The sequence below is a fragment of the Bradyrhizobium sp. PSBB068 genome, from assembly GCA_016839165.1.
GTDB lineage: Bacteria > Pseudomonadota > Alphaproteobacteria > Rhizobiales > Xanthobacteraceae > Bradyrhizobium.
This window is the reverse complement of record CP069300.1, coordinates 4,104,143-4,119,431: the sequence shown is the minus strand read 5'-3', so window position 1 is coordinate 4,119,431 and position 15,289 is coordinate 4,104,143. Positions and strand designations below refer to the sequence as shown.

11 protein-coding genes are annotated in these 15,289 nt (G+C 64.8%); 4 read left to right on the top strand and 7 right to left on the bottom strand.

What is annotated here, in order from left to right:
- Positions 1-291: 291 nt before the first annotated feature.
- Complete coding sequence (locus tag JQ507_19125; GenBank protein ID QRI67117.1) at positions 292-1,164, top strand: DMT family transporter; 873 nt, start codon at positions 292-294, stop codon at positions 1,162-1,164.
- Here JQ507_19125 and JQ507_19120 read toward each other — a convergent pair.
- Positions 1,161-2,624: a deoxyribodipyrimidine photo-lyase gene (locus tag JQ507_19120; GenBank protein QRI73414.1), complete on the bottom strand. Its 1,464-nt coding sequence runs from the start codon at positions 2,622-2,624 to the stop codon at positions 1,161-1,163. The genes JQ507_19125 and JQ507_19120 overlap by 4 nt on opposite strands.
- A 21-nt stretch (positions 2,625-2,645) precedes the next feature.
- Positions 2,646-3,305: a peroxiredoxin gene (locus tag JQ507_19115; protein ID QRI67116.1), complete on the bottom strand. Its 660-nt coding sequence runs from the start codon at positions 3,303-3,305 to the stop codon at positions 2,646-2,648.
- 388 nt (positions 3,306-3,693) lie between these two features.
- On the opposite strand from JQ507_19115, the gene JQ507_19110 reads away from it, so the two are divergent.
- Entirely contained in the window at positions 3,694-4,275 is a 582-nt protein-coding gene (locus JQ507_19110; protein ID QRI67115.1) for a hypothetical protein, read from the top strand.
- Between the two features lie 63 nt (positions 4,276-4,338).
- Here the strand turns inward: JQ507_19110 and JQ507_19105 are convergent, their stop codons facing one another.
- The 5 genes from JQ507_19105 to JQ507_19085 all read right to left on the bottom strand — a co-directional run bounded on the left by JQ507_19105 (position 4,339) and on the right by JQ507_19085 (position 11,542).
- Positions 4,339-6,180, bottom strand: coding sequence for an alkaline phosphatase family protein (locus JQ507_19105; protein ID QRI67114.1), 1,842 nt, complete (start codon positions 6,178-6,180; stop codon positions 4,339-4,341).
- 137 nt (positions 6,181-6,317) lie between these two features.
- Positions 6,318-9,542, bottom strand: a complete 3,225-nt coding sequence (locus JQ507_19100; GenBank protein ID QRI67113.1) for a CusA/CzcA family heavy metal efflux RND transporter — start codon at positions 9,540-9,542, stop codon at positions 6,318-6,320.
- Entirely contained in the window at positions 9,535-10,758 is a 1,224-nt protein-coding gene (locus JQ507_19095) for an efflux RND transporter periplasmic adaptor subunit (protein QRI67112.1), read from the bottom strand. The genes JQ507_19100 and JQ507_19095 overlap by 8 nt, the downstream gene beginning before the upstream one ends.
- Positions 10,759-10,871: 113 nt before the next feature.
- Entirely contained in the window at positions 10,872-11,240 is a 369-nt protein-coding gene (locus JQ507_19090) for a hypothetical protein (GenBank protein ID QRI67111.1), read from the bottom strand.
- 74 nt (positions 11,241-11,314) lie between these two features.
- Positions 11,315-11,542 carry a hypothetical protein gene (locus tag JQ507_19085; protein QRI67110.1) on the bottom strand — a complete coding sequence of 76 codons (228 nt, stop codon included), beginning with the start codon at positions 11,540-11,542 and terminating at the stop codon, positions 11,315-11,317.
- Positions 11,543-11,889: 347 nt separating this feature from the next.
- Between JQ507_19085 and JQ507_19080 the strand changes: the two genes are divergently transcribed.
- Together JQ507_19080 and JQ507_19075 are read left to right on the top strand one after the other, a co-directional pair.
- Entirely contained in the window at positions 11,890-12,426 is a 537-nt protein-coding gene (locus JQ507_19080; GenBank protein ID QRI67109.1) for a hypothetical protein, read from the top strand.
- A gap of 143 nt (positions 12,427-12,569) precedes the next feature.
- Positions 12,570-15,254 (top strand): EAL domain-containing protein, encoded by a 2,685-nt coding sequence (locus tag JQ507_19075; GenBank protein ID QRI73413.1) that lies wholly within the window; start codon positions 12,570-12,572, stop codon positions 15,252-15,254.
- Positions 15,255-15,289 lie beyond the last annotated feature (35 nt).

The window sequence follows — 15,289 nt, the reverse complement described above, 5'->3', positions numbered from 1 at the left end:
CGAACACCCGTCGGTCATGTCCCCGGGCTGAACACTCGACCGGGCGATCCAGGCACGCCGCGCCCTATCGGCTGAAGCACAAGCGTCTCTGGAATACTGGATCACCCGCGAAAGCCTGTCGAGGGTAATGACACCGACTGTTCGTTTGACGTCTTGAATCGAGAGCCATTCCCGGTGTCGCCCCTGTAGACACGAACGCAGGAACGGCAATGTGCCTGGGGCACCAGCGTAGCAGCCCCGCAAAACTTCGTGATTGCCGGCTGGCTTGTCTTCGGGCAATGACGGTCTGCAATGAACAAGAGCTTCGAGGAAACTGCCGCTCGCCTGGCGCCGGCGATCTTTGTCGTGCTGTGGAGCACGGGATTCATCGGCACCAAATACGTCATCAACAATGCCGAGCCGCTGACCTATCTGGCGATCCGGATGGCGTTCGTGGTGGTGGTGATGGCGGTCATCGCGGCGGTGGCGCGGCCGAAATGGCCGGACCGCACCGGCGTCTTCCACAGCGCGGTGGCCGGCATCCTGGTGCACGGCTTCTATCTCGGCGGCACCGCGATCGCGATCGCGCATTCGATTCCGGCCGGGCTCTCGGCGTTGATCCCGGGCTTGCAACCGATCCTGACCTCGACCATCGCCAATCGCTGGCTGGGGGAGCGCGTCACGCCGCTGCAATGGGGCGGCCTGCTGCTCGGGCTCGCCGGCGTCGTCCTGATCCTGCACAACCGCCCGATGACCGGCGATGCCGGATGGGGTTGGCTTGCCTCCGGCGTCTCGCTGATCAGCATTACGCTGGGCACGCTGTATCAGCGCCGCTACTGCAACCGGATCGATTGGCGCGCCGGCAATCTGGTGCAGTACGTCGCGGTGACAATCTTCTTCGGCATTGGCGCGTGGTTGTTCGAGACCAATGTCGTGCATTGGACCAGCGAGTTCGTGCTGGCGCTGGCCTGGCTGGTGTTCGCGTTGTCGATCGGCTCGATCGGGCTGTTGTACTGGCTGATCCGTCACCATGCCGCGACGTCGGTCGCAAGCCTGTTCTATCTGGTGCCGGCGACGACCGCGCTGATGGCCTATGTGCTGTTCGGCGAACGGCTGGATTATGTCGCGATTGCCGGCATGGCCGCCTGCGCCGCGGCGGTGCTGCTGGTCAACCGCCGAAGTTAGCCCTTGCCGCGGATTTTCGCGTAGGCCGCCAGCGCACGTTCGCGACCTTGCTTGTGGTCGACGATCGGCCGCGGATAGGTCTTGCCGAGCTCGACGTCGGCACTGGCGAGTTCGATCGGCGTCGCGGTCCAAGGCTGATGGATCAGGTCGTCGGGCAATTGCGCGAGCTCCGGCACCCAGCGCCTGACATAGCCGCCGTCGGGATCGAATTTCTCGCCCTGGAGGATCGGATTGAACACGCGGAAATAGGGCGCGGCATCGGCGCCGGAGCCCGCGACCCATTGCCAGTTCGCCGGATTGGAGCCGGCATCGGCATCGACCAGCGTGTCCCAGAACCATTGCTCACCGGCGCGCCAGTCGATCAGGAGATGCTTCACCAGGAACGAGGCGACCACCATCCGCACCCGGTTGTGCATCACGCCGCTGTGCCAGAGCTCGCGCATGCCGGCATCGACGATCGGATAGCCGGTCAGGCCGCGCTGCCAGGCCTTCAATGCGCGTGCGTCACGCTTCCAGGGAAAGTCGTCGAATTGCTCCTGCAGATTCCGCTTCGCCAGGTCGGGGACGTCGAACAGCAGATGGCGGCAGAATTCGCGCCAACCGAGCTCGCTCAGGAACTTGTCGATGTCGCCGGCGAGGCGCGGGTGCTCGGCGGCAACGAACCGGGCGGCATGCCAGAGCTGGCGCGGGCTGATCTCGCCGAAGCGCAGATGCGGCGACAGGCGCGAGGTCCCGTCGTGGTCCGGCCGGTCGCGGTCATTGGCGTAGCCCTCGATGCCGTCGTCGAGAAACGCCTTCAGCCGAGCCTGAGCGCCGGCTTCGCCCGGCGTCCAGCTCTCGCGCAGCCCGCCAGCCCAGTCCGGCTGCGTCGGCTCGAGCTTCCACTCGTCAAGCGCTTCGCTCGCGATGCCGCTGACCGATGTGAGCTTCTTCGGCGCCGGCAGCGGCTTTGGCGGATCGCCGAGACCCTGCACGCGACGCCAGAACGGCGTGAACACGCGCAGGCCCCGATTGTCCTTGTTGCGGATCGCTTGGGGGTCGACGAGCAGGTCGCCAGGGAAAATTTTCGAGACGACGCCGTCACTTGCGAGCGCGGATTCAACATCGCCGGCAATCGCCTGATGCGGCGCCTGCGCGATGTCGTTCCAGAACACGGCGCCCGCATTGGTTTCGCGCGCCAGTGTGGCGATCACGGAAGCGGCGGGTCCGGTGCGCAGCACCAGCGTTCCGCCGATCGCCTCAAAGCTCTTGCCGAGCGCGCGCAGCGAATGCGCCAACCACCAGCGCGTCGCGCCCCCGAGGGGGCGCGCGGCCGGCGGTTTGAGGGCGCGGCTCTGTTCGTCGCGGACATAGAGACCAATCACGGGCGCGCCGCGGCTGGCCGCTTCCTGCAGGGCAGGGTGATCCGACAGCCGCAGATCGTCGCGGAACCAGACGATGACAGGCTGCACTCGGGTCACCAGGAGGTTGCGTGCCAACAGTTACTTCGGCTGCGGCACGATGCGGATGTAGGGCTTCGGTTCCTTCCAGCCCTGCGGGTAGATCGTCTTGGCCTCGTCATTGTTGACCGAGCCGGCAATGATCACGTCTTCGCCTTGCTTCCAGTCGGCCGGGGTGGCGACGCGATGCTTGGCGGTGAGTTGCAGCGAGTCGATGACGCGCAGGATCTCCTGGAAGTTGCGACCCGTGGTCATCGGATAGACCAGCACCAGCTTGATCTTCTTGTCGGGGCCGATGATGAAGACGTTGCGGACCGTCTGGTTATCCGCTGGCGTGCGGGTGAGGGGATCGCCCGAGGTCGAGGCCGGCAGCATGTCGTAGAGCTTCGACACGTTGTAGTCGGTGTCGCCGATCATCGGATAGTTCGGGGCCGCACCCTGGGTTTCCTTGATGTCCTCGGACCATTTGGCGTGGCGGTCGACCGGGTCGACCGACAGGCCCAACAGCTTGACGCCGCGCTGATCGAACTCGGGCTTCAGGCGGGCGAGCGTGCCGAGCTCGGTGGTGCAGACCGGCGTGAAGTCCTTGGGATGGGAGAACAAAAGCGCCCAGCTGCTACCAATCCAGTCGTGGAACTTGATCTTGCCTTCGGTGGTCTCGGCTTCGAAATCGGGGGCGGTGGCGCCAATCTGAAGTGCCATGATCTTACCTCATCTAATTGTAGTTACAGGTGAATTTGATTTAGAGGTCCCGCCATCACTATAGGAGGCGGCAAGGCTTAAGTGAACGGGTTCTGAAAAAAGGTGAGAAATTTCTCCTTGGGGGTGGAATTCCAAGCAACTTGTTTTGATCCAACCCCCTGCGGCGAAACATCAACTGCTGCACAAAAGCTTGGAAATGCCTAGATAAAGCCGCTTATCGCGGTCATCACGCCGGCCCGGGCTGCTATAGGAACCGAACCCTGACGGCATTTGAAGCGACCAAATAGCAACCATCTAAAAATCTCGGAACCCAAGTTCCGAATCATTAACCACTCGTTTACGCCCGCATGGAAAAGCTGGCCTGAGATAGGAATTGAAAGCTCCCACAATGTCTACCCCAAGTACCAAGACCGCTGAGGCTCTCAGCGGTGTGTTGTCTCCATCCTGCCGCAAGACCGCCGCCCATGCGCTGACCATCGTGCGCGACGGCGTCATCACCGGCGAAGGCCCGACCACCAAGGGCCGTATCCATTTCTCCCGTTCGCTCGATGCCGACGACGCTGCCTGGTGCGCGCGCATCCTGACGGCGGCCGCGGTCGAGCATCAGCCGGTCAGCCGGGCCGAGATCGAGGCGCTGTTCGCGATCAACGAGGCGGCTGCCGAGCGCAGCGATGACGGCCGGTTCGACGACCTGCTCGCCAAGGCGATCGCCCATCATGCCGCCTCCGAGTCCGGCCTGCCGGTGCCGCCGCGCACGGTGGCGCTGTCGCCTGACACCGAGATCGATCGCTGGGCACCGACGCAAGGAACGAAGATCGACACCAAGGTTCTGGAGTGGATCGCCGGCCAGATGCGCGGCAAGCGCCGCTCCGGCCGTGCGCTCGCGGCGATGGTGGCGACGCTGGTCGGCGCCGCGGCGCTGCCGCTCGCGACCCAGCTGCCCAACGTGTTCGACATCGGGATGATGTGATGATTGCCCGGGATGATGCGCGCATCACCCCGGACCAACGGCTTCAGGCGACGGCGGCGGGGATCACTTCCCCGCCGTTTTCTGTTTGCCGGCGGTCTCCTCGAGACCGAGCGTGCGTCCCGGGAACCCGGCGACGTCGAAATAGCGGGTCGAGAGCACGCGCTGGAATTTCAGCACGGTGCGCAGCCCGTTGGCCGACGGCTTCTTCGACATGATGGTGCCCTCGGCCGCCTTCGGCACGATGCCGTTCGGCAGCGCCTCCGACATCACCCGGCCGATCAGCCCGCCATTGTTCGGCGCGCGCAGGCCGAGCAGTTGGGCCGCGGTCATGCCGACGTCGGCGTTGCTGACGGGAAGCGGATCGACGTAGCCGGCCTTGAAGTCGGGGCCGATCGCCGCGGTGAAATTGTAGGTATCGCCGCGGCTGAAGCTGCCATGCATGCCCTGGCCCTGGCGCAGCACGGTGTCGGCGATCTGCACCGAGCAGTTGGTCGGGATCGGGCAGCCGCTCGACCAGGAGCGGAAGTTGACCACGATCGACGGGTTCGGTGTCATCGCCTTGCCCTTCAGATTGAGGTTCGACATCGGCAGCGTGCCGGGGAAGTTGCCGAGCTTGTCGTCCACGAAAAGCCCGCTGACATAGTCCTGCTCGAGCAGCGCCTTGATGACGCGGTCGGCCAGCTTCTTGTCGCGGTTCGGCAGATAGATCAGGTCGGAGCCGCCATTGGTTGCGATCACGACATCGGGCTTGGCCGGATCCTGGCCGAGCACGCCGTTGCCGGCCTTCGGATGGGCATTGTCGGCGACCTTGGCGTTCTTGTCGTTCGGGTCGAACAGCGGCAGGTTCAGCGCCTTGGCAAGATCAATCGCCAGAAAGCCCATCGGCAGGAAGTCCTTCGGCGTGTCGTCAAAGACGACCTTGGCCGAGGGGCTGGTCTTGCTCTCCTTCGAGATCGTCGAGAAGCCGTGGTCGGAGGACACCATGATGTTGGTGTTGGCGGAAAGCCCGAGTTCGTCGAGCGCCTTGCGCAGCTGGGCGAGGTTGTTGTCGGCATTCTTGATCCCGGCCATCGAGGTCGGGCCGTTGATGCCGGGCGTGATGGTGTTGAGACTGTCGCCGGTGTTGTGCTGGCTGCCGTCCGGATCGCGCGACCAGAACACCAGCACGAACGGCTTGTTGCGCGCCTTGAACATCGGAAGCACGACCTTGGTCGCGACATCCGCCATGTAGGCCTGCTGCGCAACGTTCGCGACCGTGGTGCCGGGCGTCTTGGCATCGCCCGCCTTGGCATTGTCGCCGCGGCTCGGGGTCGCGAGCGGCAGTCCGGCCTTGGTCAACGCATCCTTCATCTCGTCGGACAGAGGCACGCCGGTCTTGCCGCCGGTGGAATCGTCGATCACGATCGTGTTCTTGCCGCGATCGGTGTGGTCGAACAGCAGGGTCGGGCCGACCTTGCCGATGGCGGCGGTGCTGAAGCCCTGGCCGCGCGCTATCTTCAGCAGCGTCTCCTCGTTGAGGTAGTCGCCATTGAAGTGATCGTCGACATCTGCGAGCACCGCGTCGTTCTCGATGAACGGCACCACGGTGTCGCCGGCTGGCACCGAGGTGTAGCCGGTGTAGATCGTGTTGGAGAAGGTGCCGGTGTCGCCGAGATAGTGACCCGTCGAGAGCGCCGAGCTGTTCGCCATCGTGAAGGTCGGGAACAGCGAATGCGAGTTCTTGAAGTGGACGCCCTTGTCGCGGATGTCGGCCATCGCAGGCGTTGTGTCCGGCGTCACGATGCCGCCGCGCAGGCCGTCGGGGACGAACAGGATGAGGTTGCGGGGCTTGGCGTTCTGCGCCGCAGCGGCGCCGGCTGAAAGCGCGATCATGCTCGCGGACAATAGTGTGATGGCTCGGCGCATTCGTTCTTCCCCCTGATGATGCCCGCGACAGATCGCCGCCGTCTTCGTTTAGTTTTGCCATATGACAGAATTGTTACGTTGGATTCTCCCAGTCAAAACATCGAGGTCTCTGCTGCGGACTGCCGGTCAACACGCCGTCATTCCGCAGGCTGAATCGCGGTTCTCTCATTGCGCGCAGCGCTGCCGGCATGCCCGTACCGTGCATAGAGCGCGGGCAGCACGGCGAGCGTCAGCAGGGTCGCGCTGATCAGGCCGCCGATCACGACGGTGGCGAGCGGCTTCTGCACCTCGGCGCCGGTGCCGGTGGCGAAGGCCATCGGCACGAAACCGAGCGAGGCCACCAGCGCGGTCATCACCACGGGGCGGAAGCGGGTGAGGGCGCCTTGCTCGATCGCCTCCCGCAGCGGCACGCCTTGCTCGCGCAACTGCCTGACGAAGCTCAGCATCACCAGCCCGTTCAGCACCGCAACGCCGGACAGCGCGATGAAGCCGACCGCCGCCGAGATCGAGAACGGCATGCCGCGCAGCCACAGCGCCGCGATGCCGCCGGTCAGCGCCAGCGGCACCGCGCTGAACACCAGCAGCGCATCGCGCGCCGAGCCCATCGCCGCCAGCAGCAGCAGGAAGATCATCGCAAAGCAGGCCGGCACCACGACGGCCAAGCGTTGGCGCGCCGCAGCGAGGTTCTCGGACTGGCCGCCCCAGGTCATCCAGTAACCGGGCGGCAGCTTGACCGATTGCGCGACTCTCGTCTGTGCTTCCTCGACCACCGAGCCGAGATCGCGGCCGCGGACATTGGCCGTCACCACGATGCGGCGCTTGCCGTTCTCGCGGCTGATCTGGTTCGGCCCTTCGGTGAAGGAGAATTGCGCGACGCGGTTGAGCGGCAGGCTCTGTACCGGCGAGCTCGGCGTCGCCTTCGGCAGAGCGACCGGCAGATTGCTCAAGGCTTCGAGATCGGAGCGCACGCTCTCCGGCAATCGCACCACGATATCGAAGCTGCGATCACCCTCGTAGACGACACCGGCATCCTGGCCGCCGACCGCGGCGCCGATCACGTCATGGACCTCGGAGACACTGAGGCCACGCCGGGCGATCGCCGCCTTGTCGACCTTGATCTCGAGCACCGGGAGGCCGCTCGCCTGTTCGACCTTGACGTCGGTCGCGCCACGGACGCCGCGCAGCGCTGCAGCGATCTGGTTGGCGGCCTTCTGCATCGGTTCGAACTCGTCGCCGAACACCTTGACCGCGATGTCGCCGCGAACGCCGGCGAGCAGTTCGTTGAAGCGCATCTGGATCGGCTGGGTGAACTCATAGACGTTGCCGGGCAGCCGGCCGACCGCCTTCGAGATGTCCTCGATCAACTGCTCCTTGGTCAGCGATGGATCCGGCCATTGCTCACGCGGCTTCAGAATGATGAAGGTGTCGGACGCGTTCGGCGGCATCGGGTCGCTCGCCACCTCCGCGGTGCCGGTCTTGGAGAAGACGAACGCCACTTGCGGGAAGCGGCTGACGGCCTTCTCGACCGAGAGCTGCATCGCCTGCGACTGCGACAGCGCCGTGCTCGGAATTCTGAGCGCGTGCATGGCGATGTTCTTCTCGTCGAGCGAGGGGATGAACTCCTGGCCGAGGCGGAAGAACCCGAACAGGGCGGCGGCGAACAGCACGACCGCCGTCGCGATGACCGGCACCGGCGTCGCAACCGCGCGCCGCAGCAGCGGGCTGTACCAGCGCTTCAGGGCGGCCACCAGCCAGTTCTCCTTCTCCTGCACGCGGCCGGTAATGGTGATCGCGATCAACGCCGGCACCAGCGTCAGCGACAGCACGAAGGCCGCGGCGAGCGCGAGGATCACGGTCAGTGCCATCGGCTCGAACATCTTGCCTTCGACGCCGGTGAAGGTGAGGAGCGGCACATAGACCAGCAGGATGATCGCCTGGCCGTAGAGGCTCGGCTGCACCATTTCCACGGCGGAAACCCGCACCGTCGCCAGCCGTTCGTCGCGCGTCAACACGCGCCCGAGCGCATGCTGCCTCTCGGCGAGGTGGCGCAGGCTGTTTTCGGTGATGATGACGGCGCCGTCGACGATCAGGCCGAAATCAAGCGCGCCGAGGCTCATCAGATTGGCGCTGATGCGCCCCTGCCACATGCCGATGGCGGTCATCAGCATGGCAATCGGGATCACCAGCGCGGTGATCAGAGCCGCCCGGAAATTGCCGAGCAGCACGAACAGCACCGCGATCACGAGCAGGGCGCCTTCGCTGAGGTTGCGCGCCACGGTGCCGATGGTCGCATCGACGAGCTGAGTGCGATCCAGCACCGTCTCGACCTTGACGCCGGCCGGCAGGGACGGCGTGATCGCGCGCAGCTTGGCATCGACCGCGGCCGAAACGGTGCGGCTGTTGGCGCCGATCAGCATCAGCGCGGTGCCGACCACGACCTCGCGGCCGTTTTCGCTGGCGCTGCCGGTCCGCGTCTCCCCGCCGATCGAGAGCGTCGCGAGGTCGCGGATCCGGACCGGCACACCGCCACGCGTGGTGACGACGACGGCACCCAACTCCTCGATGTTCTCCAGGCGTCCGCCGGAGCGGACCACGAAGCCTTCGCCGTTGCGCTCGATGTAGCGCGCACCACGGCTGACATTATTGGTTTCGATCGCCTTGGCGACGTCGGCGAAGGTCAGGCCGAGCGCGATCAGCTTCGCCGCATCGGGCTGGACCTGATACTGCTTGAGATAGCCACCGATCGAATCGACGCCGGCGACGCCCGGCACCATCTTGATCTGCGGCTTGATGATCCAGTCCTGCACCGTGCGCAGATAGGCATCCTTCTCGACTTCGGTCTGCAGCACCTGGCCGTCCGCCGTGAGGAAGCGGCCGTCGCTTTGCAGGCCCGGTGCGCCGTCGCTCTGAACCTTCTCGCCGGAGTAATGGACGGTCCACATGTAGATTTCGCCGAGGCCGGTCGAGGTCGGCCCGATCCGCGGCTCGATACCCTGCGGCAGGCGCGCGCGCACTTCGGTCAGGCGCTCGCCGACCTGCTGGCGGGCGAAATAGATGTCGGTGGCTTCGCTGAACACCGCCGTGATCTGCGAGAAGCCGTTGCGGGAGAGCGAGCGCGTGCTCTCCAGCCCCGGTGCGCCCGCCAGTGCAGTTTCGATCGGGAAGGTGATCTGCTTCTCGATTTCCGCCGGCGACAGCGCCGGGGCCACGGTGTTGATCTGCACCTGCTTGTTGGTGATGTCGGGCACCGCGTCGATCGGCAGCCTGGTCAGCGCGAGGCCGCCGAGGAACATCAGGATCGCCGCCAGGGTGACGACGACCCAGCGCCGCTGGATCGCAAGACCGATGATGCGCTCAATCATGGTCGTGCTCCGCCTCGTCCTTCTCGACCTCGGCCTTCAGCGTGAAGGTGTTCTGCACGGCGACGGTCTCGCCGGCAGCGAGGCCTGAGATGATTTCGATATCATCGTCGTCCTCGCGGCCGGTTCGTACTGACCGCGCTTCGAAGCCGTCGGCGTCACGCACGAACACGGTCGGCGTCCCCTTGATGGTTTGAATGGCCTTCTTCGTGACCATCACGGTTGACGGCGCGCCTGACAGCGGCACCTCCGCGGTGACGAAGGTGCCCGGCTTCCAGCGGTGATCCTTGTTGGGCATGGTCGCGATCACGCGGGCGTTGCGGGTCTCTCGATCGAGCAGGGGGCTGACGAAGATCACGCCGGCGTTGGCTTCAGCCTCGTTGCCGATGGCGCGGATCCTCACCGAAACGCCTTCGCGGACGGCACTGATGTCCTCCGGCGACACCGCCAGATCAACCCAGATGTCGTCGAGATTGACGATGACGTAGAGCTCGCTTTCCTGGCCCTCGCGCCCGATCAGTCCACCGACGTCGACGCGGCGTTCGGACACCCGGCCGCTGATCGGCGCGCGCAGGAATTGGGTTCGCAAGCTTTCCGGCGGCTGGTTGGGCAGGTCGGCGATCTCGCTTTCCGACAGGCCCAGCGCAAACAGTTTCTGTCGCGCGCCGTCGAGCTTGATTTGCGCGTCGTTCGCGGTCAGCCGCGTGCGCAGGAATTCGTTTTCCGACACGATGCGGGTCTCGACCAACGTCTTCTGCCGCGCGTAGAGCGTCTGCTGCAGATCGTTGGTGAGCCTCGCTGCAAGATATTCGCTCTTGGCGTCGGCGACCTCGCGGCTTTCGATCGCTGCGACGATCTCCCCTTTCTCGACGACGTCGCCGAGGCGTTTGCGCAGTTCCGTGACCGTTGCGAGCACGCGCACCGAGACGCGGCCGATATGGTCGGCGTCGGGGATCAGCGAGCCCGGTGCGAGGAAATGTCGTTTCAGCATCCCGCCGCCGGCCTGCGCGAGCGTGATGCCGGCCTCGCGAATCTGATCTTCGCTCAGCTCGACACGTCCGGTGGCCTCATGCTTGGCCTCGGCTTTCGATGGAGCTTCGGACGCGGTCTCCTGCGTCGTGACCGGGAACTTGACCGGCCAGCCGGTACCTCCGGCCGCCATCAGGACCAGTGCGATGCCGGCGGCCACGCCGGCGAAAAATAGAACAACCCGTTTCATATGCGCCTCTTCGCAGCGCATGCCGGTGGCCCTGCGCTGTCGCGACATCGATCTGTGCGGAAGCGTGCGCGCGGCCGGATGGCAGCGACGCACGGCCGGTCAAGCCGACCGGATTAGGCGCGGGGTGGTTTGAATGGAGAGAGACGCTCGGCCGACGCTGGCAGCGCAATGCTGGCGTCGCCATAGCTGTGCGGCGCATAGGCGATCGGGAACGCCGTCTCTTGCGGAACGACGGAGACGACGTGCGTCAGGCAATGATCGCCGTGGAGCGAAGCTGGATGCGCGGGAGCCTTGCCGCCGGTGTCGTTGATCGACTGCGCGATCGAGATCGCCGGAGCTGCATCGTCGTCGCCGTCGGAGGTCCAGCCGTGGAAGAACGACAGCACCAGCGCGAGTGAGATCAGACCCGCAAGGAGGCTGCGCCAGCGGCGCGGTCCCGATGCGTGGGTGGACGACTGAATCTTGGTGCGCGAAGCGGCCATGGGCCCTAATTAGCGCCCCGACCGTGCGCATTCAAGTTCAAGTCCGCGACAGATTGGCAGCGGATACTATAACGTTACACGCGGTCCGCGGTTCGGCGCATCAGCCAGCGGCGCGACGCGACGACGGCCCAGATCGCTTCGACCAGGCCGAATGGCCAGGCGCCCTGCAGGAAGCCGTAGGCCGACCCCAGTGCGCACGAGACCGCGAAGGCCAGGATGAACCATGGGCTGCGATCTTCAGCCGCGTAGCAGACCAGCATCATCGTCACGGCGAACAATCCGAACAGCGTCAGCGCATCCATTTCGAGGTACAACTCCTGCCGTCACGATGTTGATATCTGAGCACGCTCGCGATGGAATATCCATCCAGGCGTCGCCGCCCGAAGGGTTTGTCCATCAAGCGCATGGGTGTTCGTTGCAGATCGCAAGTTCGGTGCGATCGCGAACTCCAATGCGAGGGTCGTAGCCCGGACGAAGCGAGGCGAAATCCGGAGAGCGCCAGCCGTTGTGACAGCTCCCCGGATTCTGCTTCGCTTTCGTCGGGCCAGCCACCGCACCGACGCAACCGGCTACCGCTGTAAGCAAAGGCTTAATGCCTGCGACATATTATCCCGCGAAGACTCCCCTCCGTGCTAACAGCCCCTTAACCATGCGGCTTTTGCCAATCAAGGATCCTGAGCGGTCCTGGCGCCAGATCAAGGCACAATGGAAGAAGGACGCTGAAGGCGTCGGAGAGGACTTTGCCACTTTCGGCGGCATCAGCGCCTTTGAAGCGCTGACCGCCAGGGAGGGCGACAGTCAGGGGCTGTATCACCTGACCGACGGAGAACGGGTTCATTCGGTCTGCCAGGTCCGGCGCCTCCTGATGAGCCGATACTCGGCGCCGGCGCTCAGCGCGCGTTACGTCAATGTGTCTCCGATTTACGATCTCGGCCTCACCGATATCAGCAACTATGGGCAGATGCTTGTGACGCTGTTCTCCGGCGTCGTCTGGCTGTCGCGCGACGCGCTGTCGGCCAACCACATCCGGTTTCTCCTGAAGAGTCCGGGCGACTCGCAATTCTTCGCTGCGCTCAAGGCCGTGACGCCGTCCTCACCATTTTCGAAATTCACCGTCGAAGGCGCGTTGATCGAGTGCAGCCTGAAGGAGACGACGGGGTCCTCGCCTGGAGTGGTCGCCTCCTGACGATCTTGGCGCAAATCGCGTTCGCTTCCGCATTCACCTTAACTGTCCGATAACCGATTTTCCTAACGACCCCTTGGGTTGTGTTCCCGTAGAAGGGCACGCGCAGGGGCAGGAAAATGTCGGTTGTCTCAACGAACAGCATGATGCCGGAACACCGGCGGCTGTCGATCAAGGGTGTGCTGCGTGCCGCCAGGATCGGCGCCATTCAGTGGCTCGTCCTGAGTGCCGCGCTGCTGGTGCTTGCGATTACGCTTGGCACCGGCTATCTCGCGCTGCAGTTTCGCGAGCGTGCCCTGGAGATGTCCGAACGCGAGCTCAACAACACCGCGCTGCTGCTGTCGCGGCATTTCGACCAGCAGCTCAGCGATCTCCAGCATATCCACGACGACGTCGTGAACTATCTGCGGTCCGAACAGGTCGAGACCGCCGACCAGTTCGAGAAGAACATGTCGCAGCTCAGTGCGCATGAGATGCTGCGCAGGCGATTGGCGGCGCTGCCGCATGTCGGCGGGCTTAATCTGTTCAATGCCAACGGATGGCTGATCAACTCGTCCGAGATGTGGCCGGTGCCCGACATCAGCATCGCGGACCGGCGTTATTTCCAGGAGTTCACCTCGGGACGGCCGACGTCGCCTGTGATCGTCGAGCCGGCGATGAGCAAGGTGACCGGCAACTGGACCACGATCTTTGCGCGCAAGATTACCGGGCGCAATGGCGAGATCATCGGTTTTGCGAGCCGCGGCGTCGAGCCCAGCCATTTCGAGGATTTCGTGGCCTCGCTGGCGTTGAACGGCGACACGGTCATCTCGATGATCCATCGCGACGGCACGATCATCGCGCGCTATCCGCAGGATGCCGACGTGGTCGGCCGCAACATCACGGACCAGTCGTTGTTCCGCAAGGTCATCGGTCTCGGCGGCAACACGTCGGGGCGGTTCGTCGGCGGCGACGGCGAGGAGAACGTCGGCGCGGTGAGATCGCTGCAGCACTTTCCGATCATGATCCTTGCCACCACCAGAACCTCCAGCGCGCTGGAGGACTGGCGCGCCCAGACCAAGCTGCAGTTCTGCGCCGCGGTGCTCGCGGTGCTGATCGTCGTCATGACGATCTTCCTGATCGTCCGCCAGCTGCAGCGGCAGCACGATGCCGCGCAGCGCCGGCTGTCCGAGAAAAGCCAGCACCTCGACACCGCGATCAACACCATGACACAGGGGCTCCTGCTGTTCGATGCCTCGGCGCGGCTCGTGATCTGCAACCAGCGATACATCGACATGTTCGGCCTGTCCCCCGATATCGTGAGGCCCGGCTGCCATCTGCGCGACCTGATCCTGCATCGCCAGGCGATCGGTTCATTCGTCGGCGATGTCGATGAATACTGCGCCCGCTTCACCAATCCGAGGGGTGACGACATCCGGGACTCCGTGATCATAACCCCAGACGGCCGCAGCATCCGCCTGATCTACAAGCGCGCGCCCGACGGCGGCTGGGCCACCACGCTTGAGGATGTCACCGACGGGCGGCGGGCGCAGGCGCAGATCGAATATCTCGCGCATTACGATGCCCTGACCAATCTGCCGAACCGGACGCTGTTCCAGCGCCATGCCGAGGAATTGTTGCGCAAGGCGACGGTCCGCGAGTTCGCGATCCATTACATCGACATCGACGAATTCAAGCGGATCAACGATACGCTCGGCCATCTGATCGGTGATGAATTCCTGAGGCGCGTCGCCGAGAAGCTGCGTCAATCGGTCGGATTGAACGACTTCATCGCGCGGCTCGGCGGCGACGAGTTTGCGATCGTCCAGCGCGACATCACCTCGGATGACGATGTCAGTGATCTGGTGGCGCGCATCTATCAGTCGCTGCGCACGCCGTTCGACTGCCTCGGTCATTGGCTGTCGAGCGATGCCAGCATCGGGATCGCGATCGCGCCGCGCCACGGTTCCGACCTGTTCGGCCTGCTCAAATGCGCCGACCTTGCCATGTACGCGGCCAAGGCCGCCGGCCGCAGGACCTATCGCTTCTTCGATCCGGCGATGGAGAAGCAGGCCAATCTGCGCCGCGCGCTGGAGGCCGATCTGCGCACCGCGCTGGCCGAGGGCGGCTTCGAATTGCACTACCAGCCGCTGGTCGACCTGCGCAGCGACGAGGTGACCGGCTGCGAGGCGTTGCTGCGCTGGCGCCATCCGGTGCGCGGCATGATCCCGCCGGCGGAGTTCATTCCGGTCGCCGAGGAAACCGGGCTGATCGAGGAGATCGGGCAGTGGGTGTTGCGCACCGCCTGTATCGAGGCGTCGGCCTGGCCGGCGCATGTGCGCCTTGCGGTCAACGTCTCGCCGATTCAGTTCAAGTCGGAAACGCTGGCGCTGAAGGTCGCGAGCGCGCTGGCCGAGAGCGGCCTCGATCCGCGCAGGCTCGAGCTCGAGATCACCGAGGCGGTGCTGATCGCAGATGACGATGCGGCGCTGGTCACGCTCGGCCAGCTCCGTGCGCTCGGCGTCCACATCGCGCTCGACGATTTCGGCACCGGCTACTCGTCGCTGCAATATCTGCAGCGCTTTCCGTTCGACAAGATCAAGATCGACCGCAGCTTCGTCAAGGAAGTCACCCGCAACTCGGGCTCGGCCTCGATCATCCGTGCGGTGGTGTCGATCGCCGCCGACCGCAACATGATCACGACCGCCGAGGGCGTCGAGACCGACCAGCAGCGCGACACCGTGCAGATGCTCGGCTGCACGCAGATGCAGGGCTATCTGTTCAGCCGGCCGGTCCCGGCGCAGGATGTCCGGACCCTGCTCGCGGCCGAAGGGGTCGAGGACGCAGCCTGAGCGCTGCCACCGTCGTTCAGGGCGGGTGGGCAGCT